The sequence below is a fragment of the Actinacidiphila sp. bgisy160 genome, assembly GCF_965342435.1.
In the GTDB taxonomy this organism is placed as follows: domain Bacteria; phylum Actinomycetota; class Actinomycetes; order Streptomycetales; family Streptomycetaceae; genus Actinacidiphila.
In genome coordinates this window covers 127260-152737 of sequence record NZ_CBDRCM010000006.1, presented here as the reverse complement: position 1 = coordinate 152737, position 25478 = coordinate 127260, and the positions used below count along the sequence as shown (strand labels likewise).

Sequence of the window (25478 nt, the reverse complement as noted above, 5' to 3'; positions counted from 1 at the left end):
GGCGGGACCGGCGGCGGGCGCTCAGCGGTTGCTGAAGATGTTGCCCTGGTTCATGCCGTGCGCGCCCTGCTGGCCGAAGCCGTACTGGGCGGCGACGCCGCCGCCGAGCTGGGCGTTCTGCGGCGGCATCAGTTCGCTGGGCTGCACCAGGACGTAGCCCTGGCCGAGGAAGTTGAGCTCCCAGCCCTCGCCGGTGTTGCCGCGCCGCCGCCAGACGCCCGAAGAACTGGTCTGCGCCTGCATCTGCACCCGGAGCGAGGACGACCACGCGACGACCGCGTCGGAGTCGGCGGAGACGTACTTGTCCGGGGTGACCGGCATCAGCAGCGGCTTGCCCGAGGTCATCAGCGCGACCTTGCCGTGCCCCGAGATGTTGAGGTTGTAGGCGCCGCTGCCGGAGATGCCGAACTGGCTGTCGACGGAGATGACCTCCCAGTGCAGCCCGGAGTCGAGCGCCAGCACATAGGCGCCGTCCACGGTCAGGCCCTCCTGATCCACGTCGACGACGTGGATGTGCTGGGCGAGGTTGGCGAGGTAGACGGTTCCCTGCCCGGAGCAGCGCATCAGGTCCAGGCCCTCACCGGTGCGTCGACGGGCGTTGCGCTGGGCGTGGCTCTGGTACTCGCCGTCGAACTCGATCAGGCCCTGGTAGGCGACCATCGCGCCCTTGCGGGCCAGGCAGTCGGTACGGCCGTCGAGCTTGACCCGCAGCAGATAGGGGTTCTGGAGTGCGTACTGGTCCTCGGTCTGGACCTCGGTGTAGCCGAAAAGCGGGCTCTGCATGGTGTCTGCTCCCCCTCAGCCCCGGACTCGGAGGCGGTCGGTGCTGTCCTCACTGGGCTGTACGACGACGAAGCCCTGACCGGAGAAGCCGATCTGGAACGCCTCACCGCTGCCGCGCCCGATGAGGGCCGACGCCTTGAAGCTGCGTTTCGCCTTCGTCTTCAGCCCGCTCGACCAGGCCACGAGCGCGTCCGGGTCGACATAGGTCTCGTCCTCGCCGCGGCCGCAGTCGACCACGACCGGGGTGCCGCGCGAGGTGACGGCCACCCATCCGGTGCCCGAGATCCCGACGTTGAACAGGCCCTGGCCGGCGAACTTGGCCAGGCCCTTCACCCGCTCCACGCCCCACTGCAGATGGGCGTCGAAGGCGAGCAGATTGCTGCCGTTGACCGACAGCGCCTCGTTGTTGAGGTACACGCAGACGACGTCGGCTCCGTAGTCGGCGAGGTAGAGCAGTCCGTCGCCGGAGCACTTCATGATCGGTGCGCCCTCGCCGGTGAGCCACTGCGAGGCCATCTGGCGCACGGCGGGCGGGTTGGGCTCGTACTGGACGAAGCCCTCGTAGGCGACCATCGAGCCGGTGCGCGCGTAAAGGTCCTGACCGCTGCTCATGGCCACCTTCAGCATGCTGCTGCCGTGGTTCTCCATGCGGGCGGTGACCGGTGCCGGGGCGTACCCGGAGATCAGTGACTGGTCCATGACGGGCTCCCCTCAGACCTCGTACGGCTGGACGATGATGAAGTTGCCGGGGGCGCCCCGGAACTGGAGGTTCACGGTCTCCCCGCTGTGTCCCGGGTAGGCGTTCCTGCGCAGCCGCACCTGGCTGGAAAGCACCACCTGCGAGGCCGCCGACCAGGCGACGATCGCGTTGCTGTCGGCGTATGTGGTCGGGGTGACCGGCAGCACCACCGGGGTGCCGTGGGTCTTGACCACGACCGTGCCCGTGCCCTGGAACTGCATGGTGAACAGGGCGCCGCCCGGGATGCCGTGGCCCTCGATGCGGCGCACCTCGTGCTGGAGGGACTCGTCGAAGGCGAGCACGTTCTCGGCGGAGACGCAGATGGCGTCCCCCTGGAGCTCGATCGGGTGCAGGTAGGACGCTTCCTCGGCGAAGAAGACCTGGCCGCGGCCGGTGCAGCGCATCAGCTGCATCTCCTGGCCGGTCATGTTGCCGACGATGCGCCCGGTGAAACCGGCGCCCTTGTAGCCGAACTCGACCTTGCCCTGGTACAGCACCATGCTGCCCTGGCGAGCGAGCACGGGCTGGCCGCCGGCCTGCGCGAGGTCGGCGCGCATCAGCTTCGGGTTCTGCTGGGTCCAGCGCTGTCCGGTGGGCAGCTCGCGGTACTTCTGCATCGCGGCCGCCAGACCGGCGCCCGGGGTCTGCGGGATCTGGCCGGCGTGCGGGGCCTGCGGCGGCTGGCCGAAGGCGGGCTGGCCGGGCATGCCCTGACCCGGCATCGGCTGGCCGGGGACGGGCTGGCCGTACGGCGCCTGGCCCGGCGCGGGCTGGTTGAACGGGGGCTGGCCGAAGGGCGGCTGGCCTGGCATCTGGCCGGGAACCTGACCCGGAGGGGCCTGCGGCGGCGGGACCTGGCCGAACGGCGGCTGGCCGGGGGGCGCCTGCGGCGGCGCGGTCATCGGCGCTCCCATGGTGGGGGCGGCGTGCACGGGCGCGGGGGCCGGAGTGGGGGCCGGAGCCGGGGAGGGCGGAGCGCCGAAGGCCGGTGCGGGCTGCGGCGGGGAGGGCGGAGCGGAGGCCGCCGGGGCCGCGAAGCCGGGCGCGGGGCCCGCCGGAGGCGCGAAGCCCGGTGCCGCGGCGGTCTGCTGCGCGGTCTGCTGCTCCTCGGCGACCTCGCCGCCGAAGTTCTTCAGCAGGGCGTCCAGTCCGCCGTCGAAGCCCTGGCCGACGGCGGCGAAGCGCCAGACGTCCTTGAGGTAGAGGTCGGCGAGCATGACCGCGCGTTCGGTGCTGAACTCGCCGCCCGTGAAGGAGTAGCGGGCGACCTCCTCGCCCCCGGCGACGATCCTGACGTAGCCCGGGCCGATCTGCGACATCTGCCCGGCGCCGTCGATCGTCGCCGTGAAGCTCAGCTTCTGGATCTGCGCGGGGATCCGGTCCAGCGTCACCCGGAAGGACTCGGTGTCCCCGGCCTGCGCCCCCAGTTGCTGGATCGCCTCCTCGGGCGACTTGGGCTGGTTGTAGAAGATGAAGTACCGGTCGTCGGAGAGCTGTTCCCCGGCGTCCAGCCCGAAGCAGCTGATGTCGAAGCCGAGACCGGGGCCGCTGATCTGTACGCCGATGTACAGATCCGTCCCTGCGGTCAGGTCACTGATCTTGGCCTTGTGGCCGCGCTGGAATTCCCTGGCCATTGCTAAGGACCGTCCCCCCATCCGTACGTACTTGTTGCGTTGCGCCAGGCTAACCGCTGGCCGTGACAGGGGCTATTCCCCTGTTATTCCTCGCGTGCCGTGGGCGGGTGCGGCAGGCGGGCCGCGGCGACGACGCCCTCGAGGTACCCGCGCGCGCGTTCGGTGCGGGGGTAGGACTCCAGCAGCTTCCAGAAGTCCGGACCGTGGCCGGGCACCAGGAGGTGGGTGAGTTCATGGAGGAGCACATAGTCGACGACGTACTCGGGCATGCCCTGGAGCCGGTGGGACAGGCGGATGCTGCCCTCGGCCGGTGTGCACGAGCCCCAGCGGGAGTTCTGGTTGGTGACCCAGCGCACGCTTCGCGGTATCGCGCGGCCACCGAGGTACTGCGCGGACAGTTGCGCGGCACGGGCGGCCAGCTCGTCGTCGCCGAGCCGGCGGCGGCTCTCCTGGGCGGCGAGCTTGTCGAGCATGACCGTGACCCAGCGCTTCTCCTCGGCGACGGACATCCGGGCGGGGATGAGGACCACGGTGACGTCGCCCTCACGGTACGCCGAGACCGTCCGGCGTCGTCGGGCGCTTCGGCGCACTTCCACCGCGCTGGTCCGGGGGGCGCGCGGGGGCTGGCCGGAAAGGCTCTGGGCGGGGTCGGCGGACACGCCCCGACGTTACCCGCACCGGGTCCGGGAAGTCCCGCCCCCGGGGGTCCCGGGTGAAAAAGGGGGGCGGGAAGATGCCGGGTGGCGGTCATATCGAGTGATCATTCGCAGGACCTGTGGATAACTTTCACGGCCCGTCCGCGGATTCCGGGCATGCTGGGCTGACACGGAATCGGAACGATCTCTCGATCGGGAACTGAGCCCACGGGGGTGGCGATGCGTCCCATGCTCAAGCCGGCGATGCGCCGCAGTTGGCGCAGCCGGGAAAGTCTGCAATTCGGCGTCGACCCCGCGCACGCGGTCGTCCTGGACCCGGTGGACGGCGCGGCCGCCGCCTTCCTCGACCTGCTCGACGGTACGCGCGGACTCGGTCCGCTCGCCCGCGAGGCCGAATCGCTGGGGCTGCGGCCCCCGCAGGCCCGGCGGCTGCTCGGGCTGCTGGCCGAGGGCGGTGTGCTGGACGACGCGACGGCGCACGCCGAGCTCTCCGAGACGATACGGCACCACTCGGCCGCGCTGGACCGGCTCCGCCCCGACCTGGCGGCACTGTCCGTGGTGCACTCCGACCCCGGCGGTGCGGCGGACCGGATGGGCCGGCGGCGGGCCGCACGGGTGCGGGTGGCCGGGGCGGGCCGGGTCGGCGCCACGCTCGCGGCGGTCCTGTCCGCGGCGGGGGTGGGCCGGGTCGACGTGCGCGACGGCGGCCGGGTCGAGCCCTGGGACACCGCGCCGGGCGGCATCCCCGCCGAGCACATCGGCGAGCGCCGGGACGCGGCGGCGCGCGGGCTGGTGCGCAGGGCGGCACCCGATCCGCGCGCGTCGGCCGTGGGCCGCCGGGGGCCGTCCGCTGCGCCGGAGCCCGCGCTGTCGCTGGTGGTGGTCGCGCCGCGCGACGGCCTGGCCGCCTACGCCCCCGACGCGCAGGAGGCCGAGCCGCTGATGGCCGCCGGGATCCCCCATCTGTACGCGGGGGTGCTGGAAGGCCGGGGGGTGGTGGGTCCCCTGGTGGTGCCGGGGAGTACGGGGTGCGCGGGATGCCTGGGGCTGCGGATGGCGGACGCCGACGCGGCCTGGCCCAGGGTGCTGGCGCAGCTGCGTTCCGGCCGGGGCGGGGTCCCCGCCTGCGACGTCGCGCTGGCGACCATGGTCGCGGGGCTCGCCGCGGCCCACGCCCTGGCCTTCGTCGACGGTGGCCGGCCGCCGAGCTGCGGCGGTCGCGTCGAGATGGGCCTCGCCCGGCTGACGACGGACGTGCGGCCGGTGCCCGGGGACCGCAGATGCGGGTGCGGTGCGCACGCCGCGGCTGCCGGAGCGACCGACGACGCCGGAGGTTTGTGACACGGTCGGTGCCATGCTTCGGGAGGGGCGGGGGACAATGACGACGTGACCGATCGGGAAAGAGGGGGCGCATGTCTGATCTTCCGCGCAAAGCGGTGACCCGCACCGCCAAGTTGGCGGCGCTCCCACTGGGATTCGCCGGGCGGGCGACACTGGGACTGGGCAAGCGGCTCGGCGGGCGCCCCGCGGAAGAGGTCGCCGTCGAGTTGCAGGAGCGGACGGCCGAACAGCTCTTCAAGGTCCTCGGCGAGCTGAAGGGCGGTGCCATGAAGTTCGGGCAGGCCCTGTCGGTCTTCGAGGCAGCCCTGCCCGAGGAGGTCGCGGGCCCCTACCGCGCCGCCCTCACCAAGCTGCAGGACGCGGCGCCGCCGATGCCCGCGCGCACCGTGCACGCCGTGCTGGCCGAGCGCCTCGGCGAGGACTGGCGCGAGTTCTTCACCGAGTTCGAGGACCAGCCGGCGGCGGCCGCCTCGATCGGCCAGGTGCACCGGGCCGTGTGGCACGACGGCCGCGAGGTCGCGGTGAAGGTCCAGTACCCCGGCGCGGGGGACGCCCTGCTGTCGGACCTCAACCAACTCGGCCGGGTGGCCAAGCTGTTCGGGCCGCTCATCCCCGGCATGGACATCAAGCCGCTGATCTCGGAGCTGCGCGACCGGGTCTCGGAGGAGCTGGACTACGAGCTGGAGGCCCAGGCGCAGCACGCCCACGCGGTGGAGTTCGCCGACGACCCGGACGTGGTGGTGCCGGATGTGGTGCACCGCACGAACCAGGTGCTGGTCACGGAGTGGATGGACGGGGTGCCGCTGGCGGAGGTGATCTCGCGGGGCACGGCGGAGATGCGCGACCGCGCGGGTCAGTTGCTGGCGCACTTCCTCTTCGCAGGTCCGGCCCGCACCGGGCTGCTCCACGCCGATCCCCACCCGGGCAACTTCCGGCTGCTGGTCGACGACGGCCCGGCGGAGGGCTGGCGGCTGGGTGTGCTGGACTTCGGCACGGTGGACCGCCTCCCCGAGGGTCTGCCGCTGCCGATAGGAACGGCGCTGCGGCTGGCGCTGGCGGACGACGCGGAGTCGGTGCACTCCATGCTCCGCCAGGAGGGCTTCGTCAAGCCGACGATCGCACTCGACCCCGACGCCGTGCTGGACTACCTGCGGCCGATCATCGAGCCCGCGGCGGTGGACGAGTTCACCTTCGCGCGCGGCTGGATGCGCGCGCAGGCGGCGCGGATCGCCGACCCGCGCTCACCCGCACACCAGCTGGGCAAGCAGCTCAATTTGCCGCCCTCGTACCTGCTCATCCACCGGGTGACGCTCAGCACCATCGGGGTGCTGTGCCAGCTGGCGGCCACGGTCAGGCTGCGGGACGAGCTGCTCCAGTGGCTGCCGGGCTTCTCCGGGGAGGAGCCGGCCCCGCTGCCCGAGACCGAGGACGCCTCGGCCTAGGCGCAGGGCGGCCGGGCCGGCCCTACCACCAGGAGGAGTCCAGCCGGCCCTCGATACTGCGGATGTTGGTGCGGGCGCAGTCGTCGCAGAAGTACACGCGGCTGCCGTTCTCGACGGAGCAGGTCCAGGTGAGGGGGAGTCCCTCGGCGACGGCCCCGCACCGGGCGCACGTCGTCGTCGTGGGAGCAGTCCCGACCCGTTCGAATTGAGTCTTCTGGTCCACTTCGTGACGATACCGCGGGGCCGGTCGAAATCGACCGGCCCCGCGGTTGTGTGTCGTTGCCGATGTGCGAGCGCTACTGCATCACGGCCATCGCCAGCGCCCGGCGGGCGCGGAGCGAAGCGCGTTCGGCGCGGCGCTGCAGGCGCCGGGCGTTGAGCACGCGCAGGGCCATCCGTTCGTGCTCGGCCTCGTAGAGGCGCTCTTGCATATGGGCACGGGCCAGGGCTTCTGGCATGAGTTGCATTTCGAGGTTCCTGTTCTGACGCTCAGCGGGAGCGTCGGACGGCGGGGCGGGGCGTTCGGTGACGGACGGGTTCATCGGGGCCTGCTTCTTGGGGTCGTGCGTGAGGGGACGGTCGATCGTTCCGACGGCTGGACGCTTCATGCCACAACCGCGTTCTTGCGCGGGCGGCCACGGGGACGCTTGCGCGGCACCACGACGCCCTGGACGAAGAGCTCTCCACCCCAGACACCCCAGGGCTCACGGCGGTCCTTCGCACCGGCGAGGCAGGCCTCGCGGACCGGGCAGGTCTGGCACAGCGACTTGGCGTACTCGACATCGGCCGGGGACTCGGCGAAGAAGACCTCCGGGTCGTAGGTCCGGCACGGGACGGGGACGCCGAGGCGGTCGATCTCGTCGTCGAGCTCGGTGAGGGGCAGCAAGGGGACCTCCGGGTCAGGCGGGCGAACTGGGGCGGGTACGGACGGTGCGTGCGAGGTGAGATGCACGATCGCTTCGTTCCTCATCTGTTTGTCGGGGGGTGGGGAAAACAGAAGGGCCGCGGATCCCGGTCTGGGATTCCGCGGCCCTGAAGGCGCCGGCCTGATCGTCGATCAGACTGGATCACTCCAGGGTTCGAGCCCGCGGAGGGCCCACTTCGGGTGCTGCTGCTTCTGGTTTCCGGCACCATTGGTCGCCGCAAAGGCATAGGCCTGAGCCTCAGCCATTACTGCCACCGCCGGCGCCTGCGTCGGTCGCTCGCCGCCGCGCTCCCGAATGGAGAGAGCGGTGGTGGGCAGACCGCCGGACAGGCGGCTGGACAGACCGGTGCCACGGAGCGAGGCACCAAGGGAGCAGGCGGCGACGACCGGACGATCGGTCATTTTCGTCATGAAGCTGATCACTGGTCTCGCCTCCTCTCGGCGTCTCGTCGGGCTGGTCTGACAGGTGGTGCTGGGTCAGTACATCACGGATCGCACCGCTCCGGGAAGGTCCTTCACAGAGCCGCGCCGTCCGCGCTCACGCAGGCTATGGGGATTTCCTCGGGGCGCGCAAACTATTTTCCGGGCTCTTCTGCAACAGCTTCGTCACCGGCCTCACCGCCGGGCTCCCGACCCGTGCACAGCGCCAGGACGTCGGCACCGAACTTGTCCAGTTTGCGGGCCCCCACCCCGGAGATGACGGACAACTCCCCCTCCGTGGTGGGCCGTACCTCCGCGATCGCCAGCAGCGTCTTGTCGGTGAAGACGCAGTAGGCCGGCTGGCCCAGTGCCTTCGCCTGCTCCACCCGCCACTCGCGCAGCCGCTCGTACAGCGCCTCGTCCATGTCGGAGGGGCAGTCCTCACAGCGCATCAGCTTGATCTCGCCCGCGTCGGACAGGGTGCGGCCGCACACACGGCACTGCACCGGCCCGCGCCGCTTCCTGCCGCCCGAGCCGCGCTCCACGCCCCCCGCGGCGGCCGAACGGCCGCCCGCCCTGCCCCGGGCCGCCGAACCCGGCCGCAGCCCGTCCAGGAAGCGCGAGGGCCGCCTGCCGCCGCGCCCCCCGGGCGAGCGGGACAGCGCCCACGACAGGGCGAGGTGGAACCGGGCGCGGGTGACGCCCACGTAGAGCAGCCGGCGCTCCTCCTCGACCTGCTCGTCGGTCTTGGCGTAGGTGATCGGCATGGTGCCCTCGGTCAGGCCGACCAGGAACACCGCGTCCCACTCCAGGCCCTTGGCCGCGTGCAGGGAGGCCAGGGTCACGCCCTCGACGGTCGGGGCGTGCTGGGCGCCGGCGCGTTCGTCCAGCTCGGCGACGAAGTCCGCGAGCGAGGCCTGCGGCCGGGCCCGGGAGAAGTCCTCGGCGAGCCGCACCAGGGCCGCCAGCGACTCCCAGCGGTCACGGACCGCGCCCGATCCGGCCGGGGGCTCGGTGGACCAGCCGCGACTGCCGAGCACCGCCCGCACGTGCGCGGGCAGGTCCGCGTCGTCCAGGCCCGGGTCGGAGCCGCCGCCCGCCCGCGCGGCGCCGCGCAGCAGCATCCCGGCCTCCCGGACCTCGGGGCGCTCGAAGAAGCGCTCGGCGCCGCGCAGCTGGTAGGGCACACCGGCGTCGGCGAGCGCCTGCTCGTAGACCTCGGACTGGGCGTTCACCCGGTAGAGCACGGCGATCTCGCTGGGCCGCACGCCGTCGTCGATCAGCTCGCGGATCCGCCGGGCGGTGCCCTCGGCCTCGGCGGGCTCGTCGGGGTACTCGGTGTAGACCGGCTCGGGGCCGGCCTCGCGCTGCGAGACCAGCTCCAGGCGGTGCTGGGCGGCCTGGCCCCGGGCCTGGGACAGCAGCCCGTTGGCCAGGTGCACCACCTGGGGGGTGGAACGGTAGTCGCGGACCAGCTTGACCACCGTGGCCTGCGGGTGCCGGCTGCGGAACCCGAGCAGGAACTCCGGGGTGGCGCCGGTGAAGGAGTAGATGGTCTGCGAGGCGTCACCGACCACGCAGACGCTGTCCCGGCCGCCGAGCCACAGGTCCAGCAGGCGCTGCTGCAGCGGGCTGACGTCCTGGTACTCGTCGACGACGAAGTGCTGGTACTGGGAGCGGACCGCGTCGGCGACGTCCGGCCGGTCCTCCAGGACGCCGACGGTGAGCAACAGCACGTCCTCGAAGTCGATCGCGCCGCGGTCGCGCTTGAGCTGCTCGTAGGTCGTGTAGATCCGGGCGATCTCGGCGGGGTCGCGGGGCACGTCCCGGGTGGACTTGGCGGCGGCCGCCGCATAGTCCTCGGGGGCGGTCTGGGTGACCTTGGCCCACTCGATCTCGCCGGTGACGTCGCGCAGCTCGTTGCGGTCCAGCCGGATGCGGGAGCGGGCACCGGCCTCCGCGACGAGCTGGATCTTGCGTTCGAGCAGCCGCGGCATCTCCCCGCCGACGGCCCGCGGCCAGAAGTACTGCAGCTGGCGCAACGCCGCGGAATGGAAGGTGCGCGCCTGCACACCGCCCGCGCCGAGCTGCCGCAGCCGCCCGCGCATCTCCCCCGCCGCACGGGCGGTGAAGGTGACCGCGAGCACACTGGCCGGCTGCAGTATCCCGGCCCGCACCCCGTACGCGATCCGGTGGGTGATCGCGCGCGTCTTGCCCGTGCCGGCTCCCGCCAGCACGCACACCGGGCCGTGCAAGGCGGTGGCGACCGCGCGCTGCTCGGGGTCGAGCCCGGCGAGCACGGCGTCCGCCGAGTCCGGGACGGCGGGGAAGTCCGGGAAGAGCGGGGAGTGTGTTGCTGCAGTCACCCCGCCATGCTGCCAGGTCCCGGGAGAGGGCCGGGAAAGTTATCCACAGCTGAGGTGGGATGGTCGTACCGCGAACGATTGCAAGGAATGCCGAGGCGAGGGGTTAGCGTTCTCGGGATCGACGTCATCACCAGCCTTGAAGGAGCGAACACCGATGTCCGGCACTGTGACGATGTACAGCACCACGTGGTGCGGATACTGCCGCCGCCTGAAGGGCCAGCTGGACCGTGAGGGCATCGCCTACACGGAGGTCAACATCGAGCAGGACCCGGACTCGGCGAAGTTCGTCGAGAGCGTCAACGGCGGCAACCAGCTCGTCCCGACGCTCCTGGTGTCCCCCAAGAGCGGCGCCGAAGCGGTCGCGCTCAGCAACCCGAGCCTCGCCCAGGTCAAGCAGGCCCTCGCGGGCTGAGGCCGGCCCGGCCCGGCCGCGCCGCGGGCGCGGCCGGGGCCGGACGGGACCGCGCTCAGCGGCGCGCCGGCAGCGGCATCCCGTACCAGCGCTCGATCAGCCGCGCGGCGATGGAGATCCCGTACGGGGGCAGCACCTCCCCGGTCTCCATCGCCTTGCGGTACTCCTCGCGGGAGAACCAGCGCGCCTCGTGCAGTTCCTCGCCGTCCACAGTGATCTCCGCGGACGTGGCGCACGCCATGAAGCCCAGCATCAGGCTGGAGGGGAACGGCCAGGGCTGGCTGGAGACGTACGACACCTCGCCGATGGTCACACCCGCCTCCTCGGCGACCTCGCGCACCACGGCCTGCTCGAGGGACTCCCCCGGCTCCACGAAGCCCGCGAGCGTCGAGAAGCGCCCCTCCGGCCAGTGCACCTGGCGGCCCAGCAGCGCCCGGTCCTCCTCGTCGGTGACCAGCATGATCACCGCCGGGTCGGTGCGCGGGTAGTGCTCCGCGCCGCAGGCCGGGCAGCGGCGGATGTGACCCGCGGCCGCCACCACGGTCCGCTCGCCGCAGCGCGAGCAGAAGCGGTGCATGCGCTGCCAGTTCTCCAGCGCGACCGCGTGCACCATCAGGCCCGCGTCGCGGTCCGACAGCAGGGCCCCGACCTCGCGCAGCCCGGCCGGGCGGGCCGCGTCGTCCAGGCGCCCCGGCAGCGAGTCCTTCTGCAGCGCGAAGTAGCGCACCCCCTCCTCGTCGATGCCGAGGAAGTAGCGGTGCACCTCGCTCTCCGGCGCCTCGAAGCTCGGCATCATGACCAGCTCGGTGCGGCCGTCCGGGGTCTCCTCGACCAGGACCTGTCCCCCGCAGACCACGAACACCCGCGTCGTCGGGTGGCTCCAGGCTGCCGCCAGCCACGCCTCGTCGAGCCGGTGCTCGGCGGCGCGGTCCACGCCGGACGACCGGGCGAGGGGCGGCGGGAAGGCGGTCGCGTCGAAGTTGGTGTCGGTTCCGGACGTATCGGACAAGATTACTGTCAACTCCCCGTAGCGCGCGGATGGATGCGGATGCTTACAGAGTCGTGAACTCGCTCCAGAGGTACGCGGACGTCTCCACGCCCTTGAGCAGAAGGTCGAGTTCCACCTTCTCGTTCACCGAGTGCCAACCGTCGGACGGCACGGAAATTCCCAGGAACAGGACGGGGACATCGAGCACGTCCTGCAGGTCGGCCGCCGGGCCCGAACCCCCCTCGCGCGTGAACAGGACCTCTTTGCCGAAGGCCCGGCCCATCGCCCGGGTCACCGCACGCAGCGCCGGATGGTCCAGCGGGGTCAGGCAGGGGCGGGTGGCCCCCCAGAAGGTGATCTCGTGCCGGATCCCGGCCGGGACGCGGGCGGCGACCCAGTCGGCGACCAGCCGCTGCACCCGGTCGGTGTCCTGCCCGGCCACCAGCCGGAAGGACAGCTTGAGCTGGGCCGAGGACGGCACGATCGTCTTGCCGCCGGGGCCCTGGTAGCCGCCGCCGATGCCGTTGACCTCGGCGGTCGGCCGGGCCCAGACCCGTTCCAGGGTGGAGTAGCCGGCCTCGCCGCTCGTCGCGTGCGACTTGGCGGTGCGCAGCCAGCGCTCCTCGTCGAAGGGCAGCCGGGCGAACAGCTCGCGCTCGCGCTCGCTGAGCTCGACGACGCCGTCGTAGAAGCCGGGGACCGTCACGCGGCCGTCCGCGTCGTGCAGGGCCGCGGCGAGCCGGGCCGCCTCGGTCGCCGGATTGGGAACGGCGCCGCCGAAGGAGCCGGAGTGGATGTCCTGGTCGGGGCCGTACAGGTCGATCTGGCAGTCGGCCAGGCCGCGCATGCCGGTGCACACGGTGGGGGTGTCCTCGTCCCACATGCCGGTGTCCGAGACGATCACGGTGTCGCAGGCCAGCCGCCCGGCGTGGGCGCGGACGAGGTCGGTGAAGTGCGGGGAGCCGGACTCCTCCTCGCCCTCGATCAGCAGCTTCAGGCTGACCGCGGGGGCGGTTCGGCCGGTGGCGGCCAGGTGCGCGCGGACGCCGAGTGTGTGGAAGAACACCTGCCCCTTGTCGTCGGCGGCGCCCCGTCCGTACATCCGGCCGTCGCGGATCCGCGGCTCGAAGGGCTCGCCGTCCCAGCCGTCCTCGAGGGCGGCGGGCTGCACGTCGTGGTGGCCGTAGATCAGCACCGTGGGCGCGTCCGCGGCGTCGGAGGGCCACTCGGCGAAGACCGCCGGGGCACCTGGGGTCTCCCACACCTCGGCCACCGGGAAGCCGGTCTCCTTCAGCTTCGCCGCCAGCCACTCGGCGCTGCGCCGTACGTCGGCGGCGCGCTCCGGATCGGCCGAGACCGAGGGGATGCGCAGCCACTCGGCGAGGTCGCCGAGGAAGGTGTCGCGATGGGCTTCGACGTACGTGCGGACGGCGCTGTCCGGGGTGGTGCTCATGGCATTGAGCCTATCGGGCGACGCCGGAACCCCCGGCGTCGGCACCGGGCGCGGCCTGCGGCCCGGGGTCCGGCTCGCCCAGCAGCAGGCGTTCCAGCGCGGCCCGGTCGGGCAGCGGCCCGGGCCGGCTCAGCTCTCCCGTCCTTACGTGCAAGAAGGCGGCCGTGACCTGCGACAACGGCACGCCGCGCTGCTCGGCCCAGGCGAGCCGGTAGACGGCGAGCTGCAGCGGGTCGGCGCTGCCGGCCCGCCCGGTCTTCCAGTCGACGATCTCGTAGCCGTCACCCTCCCGGTACACCGCGTCGATCCGGCCGCGGATCACCCTCCCGGCGAGGACGGTCTGGAACGGCGCCTCGACCCGGTAGGGGGTTCGCTCGGCGTACGGGGTACGCAGGAAGGCCTCCTTGAGCGCGGCGAGGTCGCGTTCGTCGGCGATCTCGTCGTCGCCCTCGATGCCGGGCAGCTCCTCGGGGGTGATCAGCGGCAGTTCCTCGAAGCGGGACTCGACCCAGGCGTGGAAGCGTGTGCCGCGCCGGGCCGCGGGCCGCGGCGGGCGGGGCATGGGGCGGGCCAGCTCGCGGGCGAAGCCGTCGGGGTCGGCGGCCAGCCGCAGCAGCGCGGAGGCGCTGAGCGTGGTGGGCAGCGGGACGTCGCGGACGGCGGCGCGGGAGCGGAGCAGCTCCTCGGTGAGGGCGTCGAGGTCCCGGTCCCAGGACGCGACGACGCGCGCCTCCTCGGGGAGCAGGACCTCCGCCCGGCCGTACCCGGACGCGGCTGCCGGCCCTGGCGCGGGGCCTCGCGGGGGACCCGGCGGGGGGCCTGGCCGGGGACCTGGCTGATCGGGGATGGCGGGCCGGGCGGCCGGCCAGTCCTCCCAGCCGTCGGTGTCCTCCTCGCCGTACGGATCTTCTTCGGGATCGCCGTACGCCTCGTGGATGTCGTACGGCGGCTCCTCCTCGTCCTCGGGGGGCGGCGGCCAGTCGGGGTCGGCCGGGGCCGCCGACGCAGGCGCGGCCGGGGCCCGCAGGTGGGCCAGCACCCTGCGCGCGGCCTCGCGGCGGCGGGCCAGGGCGGACGGGTCCAGGGGCAGCGGCCACGGTGTCTCGGCCGTACGCGCCAGGGCCGGGTTGCCGTCCTCGGGGCCGGGCTCCTCGGCCCAGTGCTCGACCTCGCCGTGGCCCGCCTCGCAGTGCGTGCGCAGGGCCTCGAGGAAGGCGGACGGGCCGAAGGGCCGCTTCTGGCTGGGGCCCCACCAGTGGCCGGAGCCGAGCAGCAGGGAGCGGGGCCGGGTGAAGGTGACGTAGCCGAGGCGGAGCTCCTCGACCCGGTTGTGCTCGGCCATGGCCGCCTTGAATCCCGCAAGGCCCGCCCGGGACCATTCCTCCACGTCGGGGAGGGTGGCGGCGTCACCGCGCAGCGCGTGCGGCAGCACCTTGGCGTTGAAGTGCCACAACTCGCGGCCCCGCTCGCTCGGGAAGCCCTTGCGCACCAGCCCGGGGACGGCGACGACATCCCATTCCAGGCCCTTGGACTTGTGCGCGGTGAGCACCTTCACCGTGTTCTCGCCGCCGGGCAGCGAGCTGTCCAGGCCCTTCTCGTACTGCGCCGCCGCACGCAGGAAGCCGAGGAAGGCCAGCAGTGTGGCCTCGCCGTCCAGGGAGGCGAAGCCGGCCGCGATGTCCAGGAAGGCGTGCAGGGTCTCCCTGCGGCGGGCGGCCAGCGCGTGCGGGGAGGCGGAGAGCTCGACCTCCAGGCCGGTGACGGCGAGCACCCGGTGCAGGACGTCCATGAGCGGATCGGCCAGGGAGCGGCGCAGCTCGCGTATCTCGGTGGCCAGGCGCGCGAAGCGCACTCGCGCCTCGGCCGAGAAGGGCAGGCGGTCCTCGGGCTCGCCGTCGACGAAGGTCTCCACGGCGTCGGCGAGCGAGATCACCTCGGCCGGGTCGACGCCCTCCACCGCGGCCGCCAGCCGGTCCGCGGTGTCGCCGCGGCCCGGCACCAGCAGCCTTGCCCGCCGTCCGAGCAGGGCCAGGTCGCGCGGCCCGATCCGCCAGCGCGGCCCGGTGAGCAGCCGGACGAGGGCGGCGTTGGCCGTCGGGTCCTGCAGTACGTCGCAGACGGCGACCAGGTCGGCGACCTCCGGCAGGTGAAGCAGCCCGGACAGGCCGACCACCTCCACCGGCACGTCGCGGGCCACCAGCGCCGCGTGGATGTCGGCGAAGTGACCGGCCGCCCGGCACAGCACGGCGATCTCGCCGGGCGCGGTGCCCGTGCGGACCAGGTGCGCGATGGAGTCGGCGAGCCAGCCGATCTCCTCCTCCTGGGTGGGCAGCAACGCGCAGCGCACGACGCCGTCCCGCTCCGCGCCGGGCGCGGGGCGCAGCGCCTCGACGCCCTCGTGGCGCTCGCGCAGCTCGGTGGCGAGGACGTTGGCGAGGTCGAGCAGCCGGCCGCCGCTGCGCCGGTTCTCCGACAGGGACTGGCGCCGGGCGGGCGTCCCGTCGGCGTGCGCGAAGTGGAGCGGGAAGTCGTCGAGGTTGGCCACCGAGGCACCGCGCCAGCCGTAGATGGCCTGGCAGGGGTCGCCGACCGCGGTCACCGGATGGCCCGTGCCGTCTCCGAACAGCGCGGAGAGCAGCAGACCCTGGGCGACGGAGGTGTCCTGGTACTCGTCGAGCAGCACCACCGCGTACTGCTCGCGCAGGATGCGGCCGACCTCGGGGCGGGTGCGGGCCAGGGTCGCCGACAGGGCGATCTGGTCGCCGAAGTCGAGCAGGTCGCGCTGCTTCTTCTCGGCGCGGTAAGCGGCGGCGAGCCCCGTCAGGTCGATGCGGGCGCGCGCCGTGTCGGGAAGCCTGCGCAGATCCGCGTTGGTGAGCCGGACGCCGTCGAGGACGCGGAGCCACTCCCGGTCGTGGGCGAGCAGCCGCTCGGGCGGCACCAGATGCTCCGCCAGCTCGCCCTCAAGCGCCAGCAGATCGCTGACCAGGTTCGGGATGCCCTTGGTGAGCGCCGGGAAGGGGCCGGGCGCGGCCCGCAGGACGCGTGCCGCCAGCTGGTAGCGCGTCGCGTCGGCGAGCAGCCGCGCGGTCGGCTCCAGCCCGATGCGCAGCCCGTGCTCCTTGAGCAACTGTCCGGCGAAGGCGTGGTACGTGGAGATCTGCGGCTCGCCCGGCGCGTGGTCGGGGTCGGCCGGGTCGGGATCGGTCACGCCGGCCCGGACGAGGGCCTTGCGCACCCGCTCCGACAGTTCTCCGGCCGCCTTGTTGGTGAACGTCAGCCCCAGCACCTGCTCGGGCGCGACCTGCCCGGTGCCGACCAGCCACACCACGCGGGCCGCCATCACGGTCGTCTTCCCCGACCCGGCGCCGGCCACGATCACCTGCGGGGCGAGCGGCGCGGTGATGCACGCCAGCTGCTCCGGGGTGAACGGGATGCCCAGCAGCTCCTTGAGCTGCTCGGGGCCGGTGATGCGGGACGACACAAAGGGGAGGCTATCGGGCGCCACCGACACCGGGCCGAGCCGCACCCGGTCCACCGGGGTCACCTGCTCGGGCGTATTCCTCCCTACCGACCGCCCGCCGAGGCTCCGGGCGGCTGAGCCGCGCCCCCGTCACTCCACGACGTGCCGCCCCTCCGGGCGGCCGCTGCAGGAGGCGCGGAAAGCGCAGTTCTCGCAGTGCTGGCCGGTGGAGGGCGTGAAGCGCTCGTCGAGGACGCGCGCGGCCGCGCCGGCGAGCAGGGCGTCGGCCCAGTCGCCGCTCAGCGCCTCCTGGTGCTGGACGGTGGGCTGGGTGTCGCCGCCGTCGCGGCGGGCGGCGCCGATGCGCAGCTGGACGAGCTCGGCGCCGCCGGGGGCGGGCCGGGTGCCGTGGAAGAGCTCGTCGACGGCGCCCTCGCGGACGGCGAGCTGGTAGACGGCGAGCTGCGGGTGGCTCTCGACCTCGGCGGCGGTGGGCTTGGCCTTGCCGGTCTTGAAGTCGACGACGTAGGCGTTGCCGTCCGCGTCGGTCTCGACGCGGTCCATGCTGCCGCGGATGCGGACGGCCACCTCCCCGGTCTCCAGGGTGACCTCGAAGCCGTGCTCGGAGGCGACGGTCTGGCGGCCGCGTTCCATGACGTGCCAACGCAGGAAACGCTCCAGGGCGGCGCGGGCGTTCTCCTTCTCCTGCCGGGACTTCCAGGGCGCGTCGAAGGCCAGCGCGTTCCACACCGAGTCCAGCCGCTCCATGAGCACGTCCAGGTCGGCCGGGGTGCTGCCGGAGGCGACCTCGTCGGCGAGGACGTGCAGGACGTTGCCGAAGCCCTGGGCCGCCGTGGAGGGGGGCTCGGCCTTCACCTCGCGGCCGAGGAACCACTGCAGGGCGCAGGTGTTGGCCAGTTGGTCCAGCGCGCTGCCGGAGAGGGTGACCGGCTGGTCGCGGTCGCGCAGCGGGACCTCGGAGCGGGTCTGCTCGTAGAGGCCCCACCAGCGTTCGGGGTGGGCGGCGGGGACCAGCGGCTGGCCGGCGTCCTCCAGCGCCGCGAGCCGCGCGAGGCGCCGGGCGGCGGCCTCGCGCAGGGCCGGGGAGGCGGCCGGGTCCACGGTCGTGGCGCGCAGCTCGGCGACGAGGGCCGCCACCGACAGCGGCCTGCGGACCCGCTGGGTGACGTCGACGGGCTCGACGCCGAGTTCGGTGAGGAAGCGGGAGGGCTGGTCGCCGTCGTCGGCGGCGGCCTTCACGGCGGTCACGACGAGCCGCTCGCGGGCCCGGGTGGCCGCGACGTAGAACAGCCGGCGCTCCTCGGCGAGCAGCGCGCCCGGGGTGAGCGGCTCCGCGAGGCCGTCACGGCCGATGCGGTCGGCCTCCAGCAGCGAGCCGCGTCGGCGCAGGTCGGGCCAGAGCCCCTCCTGGACGCCCGCGACGACGACGAGCCGCCACTCCAGGCCCTTGGAGCGGTGGGCGGTCATCAGCCGTACGGCGTCGGGGCGGACGGCGCGGCGGGTCAGCACGTCGGCGGCGATGTCCTGGGCGGACAGCTCCTCCAGGAAGTTCAGCGCGCCACGGCCGCCGGTGCGCTCCTCGGCACGGGCGGCGGTGTCGAAGAGCACGCACACCGCGTCCAGGTCCCGGTCGGCGTTGCGCCCGGCCGCGCCGCCGCGCGCCGCGGCCCGTTCCAGCCGGCCGGGCCAGGGGGTGCCGTCCCACAGCTCCCACAGCGCCTCCTCGGCGGTGCCGCCGCCGGCCAGCAGTTCGCGTCCCTTGCGCAGCAGCCCGCCGAGCCGCTGGGCGCCCCGCGCGTACGACGGCTCGTGCGCCACCAGCCGCTCGGGCTCCGCCAGCGCCTGCGCGATCAGCTCGTCCGACGGCCGCGGCACGGCGACCCCGGCGGCGCGCTCCTCCTCGCGCAGGGCGCGGCCCAGGCGGCGCAGGTCGGCGGCGTCCATACCGCCGAGCGGAGAGACGAGCAGGGTGAGCGCGTCCTCGACGCGCAGGCCCGGCTCCGGGGTCTCGGGCAGGGCGGCGTGGGCGCAGACCCGCAGGGCCAGCAGGAGCGGGGCCACGGCCGGCTCGTCACGCAGTGGGAGGTCGTCGCCGTCGATGTCGACCGGCACCCCGGCGGAGGTCAGGGCCCGCCGCAGCACGGGGAGCGAGCGGGACCCGGCGCGGACCAGGACGGCCATCTCGGACCAGGGGACGCCGTCCTCAAGGTGGGCGCGGCGCAGGACGTCGGCGATGCCGTCGAGTTCGGCGCCGGGCGTGGGGTAGGTGCGGACGGCGACCGAGCCCCCGTCGCGCACCGGCGTGAGTTCGCGGTGGGCGCGTACGGCGGCGGCCGGGAGCCGGGTCAGCGGCATCCGCCGGGTGAGGAGCCGGGTCGCCGCCAGCAGGGCGGCGCCGGAGCGGCGGGACGTGGTGAGGACGCGGACGCCGGCGGGGCGGCCGTCGGCGTGCCGGAAGGCCTCGGGGAAGCCGAGGATGTTGTTCACGTCGGCGCCGCGGAAGGCGTAGATGGACTGGTCGGGGTCACCGAAGGCCACCAGGTGGCGGCCGCCGCCGGCGAGCGCCTGCAGCAGCCGCACCTGCGCCGGGTCGGTGTCCTGGTACTCGTCGACGTAGACGGCCTCGTAGGCGCCGGCGAGATGCCGGGCCGCCTCGGGTCGCCCGGCCAGGAGCACCGCGCGGTGCACCAGTTCGGCGTAGTCGATGACGCCCTGGAGGTCGAGGACGTCCAGGTACTCGGCGAGGAAGCCGGCCGCCGCCGACCAGTCGGGGCGCCCGGTGCGGCCGGCGAACGCGGCCAGGGCGCGCGGGCCGAGGCCCAGCTCTCGGGTGCGGGCCAGCACGGCCCGCACCTCGTCGGCGAAGCCGCGGGTCGTCAGGGCCGCGCGCAGCTCGTCCGGCCAGCGCACCCGGGTCCGCCCCCGCCGCTCCAGTTCGGCCTCGCCCGCCAGGAGCTCGCGCACCGCCAGGTCCTGCTCGGGGCCGGACAGCAGCCGCAGCGGGTCGGCGAACAGCGCGGGGTCCTGGTGGGCGCGGACCAGGGCGTAGCAGAAGGAGTGGAAGGTGGTGGCCTGCGGCGCGGCCGCGCCGCCCATCCGGGCGGTCATGTGGTCCCGCAGTTCACCCGCGGCCTTGCGACTGAAGGTGAGGACGAGGATCCGTTCCGGGTCCGTGCCGCGCCGCACGCGTTCGGCGACGGCCTCGACCAGGGTGGTGGTCTTCCCGGTGCCGGGACCGGCCAGGACGAGCAGCGGTCCGCCGGAGTGCTCAACCACCGCGCGCTGTGCGGCGTCCAGTTCAGGGGGCGTCACCGGTTCCGGAGCGGTCCGTAGCAGCCGGTAGCCGCCGGAAGGCCCGACCGTCCCCCCGGAGCGCCGTGCGGCGGCGTCCGTCTGCCGTGTGGAGGAGGAGGTCACGTGGTTCGCCGGTTCCGTGTGCGTGCGGGTGCGTGTGCGGGGGCCTGTACCGCCGGTGGCCGGGGGAGGCCAGGTGCCGACGGTACGCCACCGGTCACCGGGGCCGCCGCGCGTCCCGTGCTTCCCGTACGGATGCGGGAGCGCCGGGGCGCGGGGCGCCGTACTCCGTCCGGACGGCCGATCGCATCAACCGGTCCCGGATGGCGGAAGCTGGATGGTGTGAGCGTGCGGTCGTCAGTCGTCCCCGCCGGGGCCGGGCGCGGGGTCCGTGCCGTCCCAGCGGGCCTCGCGCATGTCGAGGCGCGGTATGTGGCCCTTCGCGGCCCGCGGGGCCGGGCGCAGCGGGGTGCCCTCCGCGCGGTAGTGCTCCAGGGCGCGCAGCTCGTGGCCCGGCAGCAGCCCGCCGTCGGCGCGCACCACGCGCCACCACGGCACGGCCCCGCCGTACAGCGCCATGACGTGGCCCACCTGCCGGGGGCCGCCCTCCCCCAGCCACTCGGCGACGTCGCCGTACGTCATGACCCGTCCGGGCGGGATCCGCTCGGCGACGTCCAGCACGCGCTCCGCGTACGCGGGCAGTTCCGGGACGTCGTCCGGACCGTCGTCCGGGTCGTGCGCGGTGTCCTTGCTCATCCGTCACATGGTGCCCCAGGGCACCGACAGTCGCGGTCGGCGGGAGCGCGCGGGGGCGCTCGGGACGGCGAATTGCCCCCTCCTGCGCCCATGCGCGGGCCGCTCGTGCCACCATCGTCCGGGCGGTGACTGGTGATACGAGATCAAAAAGAGACAGCCGGAGAGCACGACGTGAGCGGGAACGGAGCCGCTCGCGCGGTCCCCGCTGCCTCCGAGGGCCGCGGGGACGGCACCCCGGCGACCCCGGACGAGCGAGCCGAGCAGGCCGTGTCCACGTCCGGTGACGCCCCGCGCGGTGAGACCCGTGCCACATCCGGGGCCCTGGCCGGAGTGCCGGCGGTGGTGCCCGCGCGCTCCGGGGACAACATCCCGGATGAACCCGGCACTTTGGGTGAACCCGGCATCCCCGACACCACCGATGGCCCCGGCGCCGCCGGGGAGCCCGCCACCGGCACCGCCCCGCACACCGACCCGGTGGCACGGGACGAGCCGCTGCTGCCCGCGCGCGTGCACCGGCCCGTCGACCTCATGCGCTTCCTGTTCGGGCTCCTCGGCATCGCGATCCTGCTGATGATCGCGGGCTTCGCGCACGCGACGACCTCCGGCGTGGAGCAGGACATCGCCGAGGGCGCGACGCACGCGCCCGAGCCGCTGATCACGATCGCCGGGCTGCTGGCGACCGTGGCCGTGCTGATCGTGCCCGTGGCGTTCGCCGTGGAACGGCTGATCAAACGGGACGGGCTGCGCATCGCGGACGGCGTGCTGGCCGCGGTCCTGGCGCACGGCGTGTCGCTCGCGACCGACCTGTGGGTGTCGGACGCGGCACCGGTGGCGATCCGGGACGCGCTCACCCGCGACGCGCCCGGCGGCGGGATCACCGACCCCGTCCACGGCTATCTGGCCCCGGTGATCGCCTACATGACGGCGGTCGGCATGGCCCGGCGCCCGCGCTGGCGGGTGGCGCTGTGGTTCGTGCTGGTCGTGGACTCCTTCGCGGTGCTGGTGGGCGGCTACACGACACCGTTCTCGATCATCGTGACCGTGCTCATCGGCTGGACCGTGGCGTACGGCACGCTCTACGGGGTCGGCTCGCCGAACGTCCGCCCGACCGGCCAGAACCTGATGGCGGGCCTGCGCCGGGTCGGCTTCGCCCCGCTGACGGCGGTCCGCGCGGAGGACGAGTTCCCCGACGCGCCCGACTCCGACCGGGGCCGCCGCTATCTGGTCACCCTGGAGGACGGCCCCCTGCTGGACGTCACGGTCGTGGACCGCGAACAGCAGGCGCACGGCTTCTTCTACCGTATGTGGCGCCGGCTCCAGCTGCGCGGGATCACCCAGCGGCGCAGCCTGCAGTCGCTGCGCCAGGCGCTGGAGCAGGAGGCGCTGCTCGCCTACGCCGCCATCGCCGCCGGCGCCCACGCCCCGCGGCTGATCGCCACCTCCGAGCTGGGCCCGGACGCCGTGATGCTGGTGTACGAGCACCTGGGCGGGCGCTCGCTGGACGCGCTGTCGGACGAGGAGATCACCGACGAGGTGCTGCACGGCGCCTGGGAGCAGGTGCGGTCGCTGCAGTCGCGGCGGATCGCGCACCGCAGGCTGGTCGGTGAGGCGCTGAAGATGGATCGTTCCGGCAACGTCTTCCTGACCGACCTGCGCGGCGGGGAGATCGCGGCGGGCGACATCGTGCTGCGCATGGACGTGGCGCAACTGCTCACCACCCTGGCGCTGCGCGTCGGCCCGGAGCGGTCGGTGGCCTCCGCCGTGGCCGTGCTGGGGCCCGACGCCGTCGCCGACTCCCTGCCGCTGCTGCAGCCGATCGCGCTGAGCCGCACCACCCGGGCCACGCTCAAGCAGCTCGCCCGGGAACGCGCGCAGCGCGAACGCGAGGCCGTACTCGCCGCGTCCCGGGCCGGACGGACGGACGGGGAAGCCGGTGAGGCCGGCGGCAAGGACGCCGGCAAGGAGACCAAGGAGACCAAGGCCGAGCGGCGGGCCGAGAAGAAGGCGCTCGAGGACGCGCTGGACGGCGCCCGCGAGGAGGATCTGCTCACCCGGATCCGCCACCAAGTGCTGCTCATCCGCCCGCAGGCCCCGGTGGAGCCCGTAAGGCTGGAGCGGGTGCGGCCGCGCACGCTGATCAGCATCATCGCGGGCGCCTTCGCGGCGTACTTCCTGCTCTCCCAGATCAGCAGCATCGACCCGGCGACGCTGCTGGCGGAGGCGAACTGGATCTGGGTGATCGTGGCCGTGCTGGCCTCCGCGCTCAGCTATGTCGCGGCGGCGATGGCGCTGTCCGGCTTCGTGCCGGAGAAGCTGTCCTTCGTCCGCACCACGCTGGCCCAGGTCGCCGGCTCCTTCGTGAAGCTGGTGGCCCCCGCGGCCATCGGCGGTGTGGCGCTCAACACGCGCTACCTGCAGAAGTCCGGCGTGCGCCCCGGGCTCGCGGTGGCGAGCGTGGGGGCCTCACAGCTGGTCGGCCTCGGCTCGCACATCAGCCTGCTGCTGGTGTTCGGCTACATCACCGGCACCGAGAAGACGCCGTCCCTGTCGCCGTCCCGGACGGTGATGGCGGGTCTGCTGACGGCCGGTGTGCTCTTCCTGGTGGTCACCGCCGTCCCGCCGCTGCGGCGTTTCGTCTCCACGCGGGTGCGGGCGCTGTTCGCCGGGGTGGTGCCGCGCATGCTGGACGTGCTGCAACAGCCGATGAAGCTCACCACGGGCATCGGCGGCACGCTGCTGCTGACCCTCGCCTTCGTGCTGTGCCTGGACGCGAGCATCCGGACCTTCCACGGCGAGGTGAACTTCGCGACGATCGCGGTGATCTTCCTCGCGGGCAACGCGCTGGGCTCGGCCGCCCCCACCCCGGGCGGACTGGGCGCGGTCGAGGGCGCGCTCATCGCCGGTCTGACCACCATCGGCCACCTGGACTCGGCGACGGCCACCTCCGCGGTGCTGCTGTTCCGGGTGCTGACCTTCTGGCTGCCGGTGCTGCCCGGCTGGCTGGCCTTCACCCAGCTCACCAGGCGGCAGGCGCTGTGACGCGGACCCACTGACAGCAGATGTCAGTGGGCCGCGCCTACGGTCCCCGGTCATGGACACCACGCACATCGTCGAACTGCGGCAGTACACCCTGCACCCCGGCGCCCGGGACACCCTGGTCGAGCTGTTCGAGCGCGAGTTCGTCACCGGTCAGGAGGCCGCCGGGATCCGGGTCGGCGGCCGTTTCACCGACCTGGACGACCCGGACCGCTTCGTGTGGATGCGCGCCTTCCCCGACATGGCGGCCAGGACCCGCGCCCTGCACGCCTTCTACGACGGCCCCGTCTGGCGGGCGCACCGCGAGGAGGCCAACGCGACCATGGTCGACTCCGACGACGTCCTGCTGTTGCGCGGCCCCGGTTACCGCGTGCCGGACGACGCCGGGCTGGTCGTGGCGACCGTCTGCCACCCCGCCGACCCCGCCGGCTTCGCGCCCCCGGCGTCCGCCCGCGCCGTGCACCGCACCGAGCACGCGGCCAACGGCTTCCCGGCGCTGCCCGTGCGCACCGGCGAGGACGTCGTGGTCTGGTTCGCCGCCTTCACGGAGGCCGGCGAGGGTCCCGAGGAGCCCGTACCGCCCTCCGGCTCGGAGCGGCGCTTGCTGCGGCCGCCGCAGCGGCTGCGGCTGGCCCCGGTGCGCGTTCCGGGGCCTCAGCGCAGGACGTCGCCGAGGTCGTAGCCGACCGGCTCCTCCAGCTGCGCGTAGGTGCAGCCGGCCGGGTCGCGGTCGGGCCGCCAGCGGCGGAACCGGACGGTGTGCCGGAAGCGGTCGCCCTGCATGTGGTCGTACGCGACCTCCAGGACACGCTCGGGCCGCAGCGGGATCCAGGACAGCTCCTTCCCGGCGCTCCAGCGGCTCTGCGCCCCGGGCATGCGGCCGCCCGGCTCTGCCTCGGCCCAGTCGGCCCAGGGGTGGCCCTCGGCGGAGTCCATGCGCAGCGGCTCCAGTTCGGCGACCAGTTCCTCGCGGCGGCGCATGGAGAAGGAGGCGCAGACGCCGACGTGCTGGAGGCGGCCGGCGGCGTCGTGCAGGCCGAGCAGGAGGGAACCGACGACGGGACCGGACTTGTGCCGGCGGAAGCCGGCGAGCACGCAGTCGGCGGTGCGCTCGTGCTTCACCTTGACCATGACGCGTTCGTCGGGGCGGTAGCCGACGTCGGTGGGCTTGGCGACGACGCCGTCCAGTCCCGCGCCCTCGTACTGCTCGAACCACCGCCGGGCGAGTTCGATGTCGGTGGTGGCGGGGGCGACATGGACCGGGGCCCGTGCCGGGCCGAGCGCGTCGACCAGGGCCTGGCGGCGCCAGGTCTGCGGGTCCGCCATCAGGGAGCGGTCGCCGAGCGCCAGCAGGTCGAAGGCGACGAGGGAGGCGGGGGTGCGTTCGGCGAGCTGCCGCACCCGGGAGTCGGCGGGGTGGATGCGTTCCAGCAGGGCGTCGAAGTCCAGCCGGCCCTCGCGGGCGATGACGATCTCCCCGTCGACGACGACGCGCGGCGGGAGCTCGGCGCGGACCGCCTCGACGACCTCCGGGAAGTAGCGGGTCAGGGGCTTGCCGGTGCGGCTGCCGATCTCCACCTCGGCGCCGTCCCGGAAGACGATGGCGCGGAACCCGTCCCACTTGCCCTCGTACAGCATGCCGGGCGGGATCTCGGCGGCGGACTTGGCGAGCATCGGCTTCACGGGCGGCATCACCGGCAGGTCCATGCCGCGATTGTCCGCCCGACGGGCGCGGCCCGCCCGTCGGGC

Annotated in this window: 20 protein-coding genes; 5 read left to right on the top strand and 15 right to left on the bottom strand. The window is 73.8% G+C overall.

Going from position 1 to position 25478, the window contains the following annotated elements; genetic code table 11:
* Positions 1-21: 21 nt before the first annotated feature.
* The 4 genes from ACRWNP_RS08395 to ACRWNP_RS08380 all read right to left on the bottom strand — a co-directional run bounded on the left by ACRWNP_RS08395 (position 22) and on the right by ACRWNP_RS08380 (position 3815).
* A complete protein-coding gene (locus ACRWNP_RS08395; RefSeq protein WP_431960389.1) occupies positions 22-783 on the bottom strand; it encodes an AIM24 family protein in 762 nt (253 codons plus the stop codon).
* A 15-nt stretch (positions 784-798) separates the two neighbouring features.
* Positions 799-1482 (bottom strand): AIM24 family protein, encoded by a 684-nt coding sequence (locus ACRWNP_RS08390; protein WP_431960388.1) that lies wholly within the window; start codon positions 1480-1482, stop codon positions 799-801.
* A 12-nt stretch (positions 1483-1494) separates the two neighbouring features.
* Positions 1495-3156, bottom strand: coding sequence for a TerD family protein (locus tag ACRWNP_RS08385; protein ID WP_431960387.1), 1662 nt, complete (start codon positions 3154-3156; stop codon positions 1495-1497).
* A gap of 83 nt (positions 3157-3239) precedes the next feature.
* Positions 3240-3815: a M48 metallopeptidase family protein gene (locus ACRWNP_RS08380; protein WP_431960386.1), complete on the bottom strand. Its 576-nt coding sequence runs from the start codon at positions 3813-3815 to the stop codon at positions 3240-3242.
* 216 nt (positions 3816-4031) lie between these two features.
* On the opposite strand from ACRWNP_RS08380, the gene ACRWNP_RS08375 reads away from it, so the two are divergent.
* Both ACRWNP_RS08375 and ACRWNP_RS08370 read left to right on the top strand, forming a co-directional pair.
* Positions 4032-5153: a TOMM precursor leader peptide-binding protein gene (locus tag ACRWNP_RS08375; RefSeq protein WP_431960445.1), complete on the top strand. Its 1122-nt coding sequence runs from the start codon at positions 4032-4034 to the stop codon at positions 5151-5153.
* Between the two features lie 71 nt (positions 5154-5224).
* On the top strand, positions 5225-6595 hold the full coding sequence (locus ACRWNP_RS08370) for an ABC1 kinase family protein (RefSeq protein ID WP_431960385.1): 1371 nt from the start codon (positions 5225-5227) through the stop codon (positions 6593-6595).
* Positions 6596-6617: 22 nt separating this feature from the next.
* Here the strand turns inward: ACRWNP_RS08370 and ACRWNP_RS08365 are convergent, their stop codons facing one another.
* The 5 genes from ACRWNP_RS08365 to ACRWNP_RS08345 all read right to left on the bottom strand — a co-directional run bounded on the left by ACRWNP_RS08365 (position 6618) and on the right by ACRWNP_RS08345 (position 10306).
* The gene (locus ACRWNP_RS08365; protein WP_326572546.1) at positions 6618-6818 is read right to left on the bottom strand and encodes a hypothetical protein; all 201 of its coding nucleotides are present in this window, start codon (positions 6816-6818) and stop codon (positions 6618-6620) included.
* A 73-nt stretch (positions 6819-6891) separates the two neighbouring features.
* A complete protein-coding gene (locus ACRWNP_RS08360; protein WP_391577641.1) occupies positions 6892-7203 on the bottom strand; it encodes a hypothetical protein in 312 nt (103 codons plus the stop codon).
* On the bottom strand, positions 7200-7547 hold the full coding sequence (locus ACRWNP_RS08355; protein WP_431960384.1) for a WhiB family transcriptional regulator: 348 nt from the start codon (positions 7545-7547) through the stop codon (positions 7200-7202). Before ACRWNP_RS08355 ends, ACRWNP_RS08360 begins: the two co-directional genes overlap by 4 nt.
* Before the next feature lie 105 nt (positions 7548-7652).
* Complete coding sequence (locus tag ACRWNP_RS08350; protein ID WP_431960444.1) at positions 7653-7931, bottom strand: hypothetical protein; 279 nt, start codon at positions 7929-7931, stop codon at positions 7653-7655.
* Between the two features lie 164 nt (positions 7932-8095).
* The gene (locus tag ACRWNP_RS08345; RefSeq protein WP_431960383.1) at positions 8096-10306 is read right to left on the bottom strand and encodes an ATP-dependent DNA helicase UvrD2; all 2211 of its coding nucleotides are present in this window, start codon (positions 10304-10306) and stop codon (positions 8096-8098) included.
* 154 nt (positions 10307-10460) lie between these two features.
* On the opposite strand from ACRWNP_RS08345, the gene ACRWNP_RS08340 reads away from it, so the two are divergent.
* Positions 10461-10718, top strand: coding sequence for a mycoredoxin (locus ACRWNP_RS08340; RefSeq protein WP_431960382.1), 258 nt, complete (start codon positions 10461-10463; stop codon positions 10716-10718).
* Positions 10719-10773: 55 nt separating this feature from the next.
* On the opposite strand, the gene nudC is transcribed toward ACRWNP_RS08340, so the two are convergent.
* The 5 genes from nudC to ACRWNP_RS08315 all read right to left on the bottom strand — a co-directional run bounded on the left by nudC (position 10774) and on the right by ACRWNP_RS08315 (position 20693).
* The gene (gene nudC / locus ACRWNP_RS08335; RefSeq protein WP_431960381.1) at positions 10774-11727 is read right to left on the bottom strand and encodes an NAD(+) diphosphatase; all 954 of its coding nucleotides are present in this window, start codon (positions 11725-11727) and stop codon (positions 10774-10776) included.
* Between the two features lie 43 nt (positions 11728-11770).
* Positions 11771-13159, bottom strand: coding sequence for a dipeptidase (locus ACRWNP_RS08330; protein ID WP_431960380.1), 1389 nt, complete (start codon positions 13157-13159; stop codon positions 11771-11773).
* A gap of 10 nt (positions 13160-13169) precedes the next feature.
* Entirely contained in the window at positions 13170-16643 is a 3474-nt protein-coding gene (locus ACRWNP_RS08325) for a UvrD-helicase domain-containing protein (protein ID WP_431960379.1), read from the bottom strand.
* Between the two features lie 129 nt (positions 16644-16772).
* A complete protein-coding gene (locus ACRWNP_RS08320; protein ID WP_431960378.1) occupies positions 16773-20060 on the bottom strand; it encodes an ATP-dependent helicase in 3288 nt (1095 codons plus the stop codon).
* Positions 20061-20294: 234 nt separating this feature from the next.
* Entirely contained in the window at positions 20295-20693 is a 399-nt protein-coding gene (locus tag ACRWNP_RS08315) for an MGMT family protein (RefSeq protein ID WP_431960377.1), read from the bottom strand.
* Positions 20694-20864: 171 nt separating this feature from the next.
* On the opposite strand from ACRWNP_RS08315, the gene ACRWNP_RS08310 reads away from it, so the two are divergent.
* Both ACRWNP_RS08310 and ACRWNP_RS08305 read left to right on the top strand, forming a co-directional pair.
* A complete protein-coding gene (locus tag ACRWNP_RS08310) occupies positions 20865-23732 on the top strand; it encodes a lysylphosphatidylglycerol synthase domain-containing protein (protein ID WP_431960375.1) in 2868 nt (955 codons plus the stop codon).
* A gap of 52 nt (positions 23733-23784) precedes the next feature.
* Positions 23785-24411, top strand: coding sequence for an NIPSNAP family protein (locus ACRWNP_RS08305; protein ID WP_431960374.1), 627 nt, complete (start codon positions 23785-23787; stop codon positions 24409-24411).
* On the opposite strand, the gene ACRWNP_RS08300 is transcribed toward ACRWNP_RS08305, so the two are convergent.
* Entirely contained in the window at positions 24384-25436 is a 1053-nt protein-coding gene (locus ACRWNP_RS08300) for an ATP-dependent DNA ligase (RefSeq protein ID WP_431960372.1), read from the bottom strand. The genes ACRWNP_RS08305 and ACRWNP_RS08300 overlap by 28 nt on opposite strands.
* Between the last annotated feature and the right edge of the window lie 42 nt (positions 25437-25478).

What these genes read in the sequence shown, in the direction of transcription:
- ACRWNP_RS08395 (WP_431960389.1), bottom strand. Translation starts at nt 783, where the DNA reads ATGCAGAGCCCGCTTTTCGGCTACACCGAGGTCCAGACCGAGGACCAG.
- ACRWNP_RS08390 (WP_431960388.1), bottom strand. Translation starts at nt 1,482, where the DNA reads ATGGACCAGTCACTGATCTCCGGGTACGCCCCGGCACCGGTCACCGCC.
- ACRWNP_RS08385 (WP_431960387.1), bottom strand. Translation starts at nt 3,156, where the DNA reads ATGGCCAGGGAATTCCAGCGCGGCCACAAGGCCAAGATCAGTGACCTG.
- ACRWNP_RS08375 (WP_431960445.1), top strand. Translation starts at nt 4,032, where the DNA reads ATGCGTCCCATGCTCAAGCCGGCGATGCGCCGCAGTTGGCGCAGCCGG.
- ACRWNP_RS08370 (WP_431960385.1), top strand. Translation starts at nt 5,225, where the DNA reads ATGTCTGATCTTCCGCGCAAAGCGGTGACCCGCACCGCCAAGTTGGCG.
- ACRWNP_RS08360 (WP_391577641.1), bottom strand. Translation starts at nt 7,203, where the DNA reads ATGAAGCGTCCAGCCGTCGGAACGATCGACCGTCCCCTCACGCACGAC.
- ACRWNP_RS08350 (WP_431960444.1), bottom strand. Translation starts at nt 7,931, where the DNA reads ATGACGAAAATGACCGATCGTCCGGTCGTCGCCGCCTGCTCCCTTGGT.
- ACRWNP_RS08340 (WP_431960382.1), top strand. Translation starts at nt 10,461, where the DNA reads ATGTCCGGCACTGTGACGATGTACAGCACCACGTGGTGCGGATACTGC.
- ACRWNP_RS08330 (WP_431960380.1), bottom strand. Translation starts at nt 13,159, where the DNA reads ATGAGCACCACCCCGGACAGCGCCGTCCGCACGTACGTCGAAGCCCAT.
- ACRWNP_RS08315 (WP_431960377.1), bottom strand. Translation starts at nt 20,693, where the DNA reads ATGAGCAAGGACACCGCGCACGACCCGGACGACGGTCCGGACGACGTC.
- ACRWNP_RS08305 (WP_431960374.1), top strand. Translation starts at nt 23,785, where the DNA reads ATGGACACCACGCACATCGTCGAACTGCGGCAGTACACCCTGCACCCC.
- ACRWNP_RS08300 (WP_431960372.1), bottom strand. Translation starts at nt 25,436, where the DNA reads ATGGACCTGCCGGTGATGCCGCCCGTGAAGCCGATGCTCGCCAAGTCC.